Source organism: uncultured Campylobacter sp., assembly GCF_937997595.1.
GTDB lineage: Bacteria > Campylobacterota > Campylobacteria > Campylobacterales > Campylobacteraceae > Campylobacter_B.
The window spans coordinates 1-1,544 of record NZ_CALKTS010000212.1 but is presented as its reverse complement, the minus strand read 5'-3'; the positions used below and the strand labels follow the sequence as shown (position 1 = coordinate 1,544).

The following is a 1,544-nucleotide window of genomic DNA, read 5'->3' as shown; positions in this document are numbered from 1 at the left end:
AGTCCAAATCGCGCAACTCGCCGCTTTTCGGCAAGCAGCTTACGGGCGCCGCGGTATGCACGATCAAAAGCGGCCGCGTGGTCTATGAGTTTCCAAACGTCGTAGCGTAGGGCGCTTGCGGCATAGAGCTTTCGAGCGATAGCTTGCAGACAAGCGGCATTCGTAGCATAAACGAAGCGTTTGCTTTATTTTAAATTTAGCTAGTTTGGGCGCAATTGCTCACTTTTAAAATTTAATAGCGCGAGCGCGGTTAGATTTTTTTAAAGCGTTTTGTCATTTTTAAAGTGCGCATAAATTTAACCCGCATCGCCCCGCCTGTGTCGCTCATGGATTTTGGCTTTGGAATTTTACCAACGTACACGGCGCCTGTAAATTTATAACGGCGCCTTTTTCGATATGGTCGCTGCTTTTAAAATTTCACGCTCGCGGCGGTTGGGAATTCTATCTTTGCGCAGATTTGTTTTTGCTTCACGCGCAAATTTTATCGTGATTAAATTTGTCGCTAAGGCGCAAAATTTTAAAATTTTGTCGCCGCTGGCTTTTGGCGCGAAGCATAAATAATCCGTCGCATGAATGTAAGCGTCTAAATTTAAAGATATCTATAAATGGCGAATTATATTTTTCGTGCGCGCTGTACGTCGCGCTAAAATCGGCTCTGCGCGGCAATCCTAAGCCGCCCCCGCAAGGTCAAAAATATATAAAATCTTTAAATTTTGAGTTTGCGAAGGAGTATTTTTGCGCCGCAGAGAGTGCAAGTCGTTTAATGCAGAGTGGCGCAATGGATGAAGTCATCTCAAATTTAAAATTCGCAAAAAGTCAAAATTCTTAGCCGTTTAGAGAACTAAAAATCAAAATTTCAAAAAAGCCGCGCGGATCGGCTTCGCGCAGCTACCGAAAGGAAAACGAAAATCTGCATTCGCAGCTTGCAGCCGCATATAGCATGGTTTTGCATGCGTCTTTAAAGATTAAATTCTAAAACCGAAATTTCAAGAAAGGTCGCACGAAGCATGGATAAATTTCGTCCGTGCAGCCTTCAGGAGTCCTAAATTTATAGCCTTCAAAACCAAAATTCCAGCTCGCTCAAAGAAAGTAGTGTCTAAGCCTCTATCGTCACAGGCCTATCAAACGCCGTTATGCTCGGTAGTTCGCCTTTAAATTTCTCGATCTGTACCATGCTCGTGTGCGCAGTGTTGCTTTGCGATAGCTGCGAGCTCGGTACGTCCTTGGTTAGCACGTTTATGTTACCGTGCTTGCAAAGACTTTTCTCACCCCAGACGGCCGGATCGTACCATGCGCCCTCGCTCACGATCACGACGTTGTCTTGCGCTCGCTCGCTTACCAGCGCGCCGCAGAGGATCTCGCCTCGGTCGTTATAGATCCTTACCACGTCGCCTGTTTTGATACCGCGCGCCTTTGCCGTGGCTGGGCTAATTAGCGCGGGTTCGCGGCCCGCGATCTCGGCGTAGTTGCGGATGAGCGAGTTGTTTAGCTGCGAGTGGAGCCTAAATTTAGAGTGCGCGCCGCTGATGGCGACCGGGTACTTG

1 protein-coding gene is annotated in these 1,544 nt (G+C 47.4%); it reads right to left on the bottom strand.

Annotated elements, in window-relative coordinates; genetic code table 11:
* Nucleotides 1-1,096 precede the first annotated feature (1,096 nt).
* Nucleotides 1,097-1,544: molybdopterin dinucleotide binding domain-containing protein (locus tag Q0614_RS07355; protein WP_298787679.1), on the bottom strand; the 448-nt coding region annotated here is incomplete at its 5' end.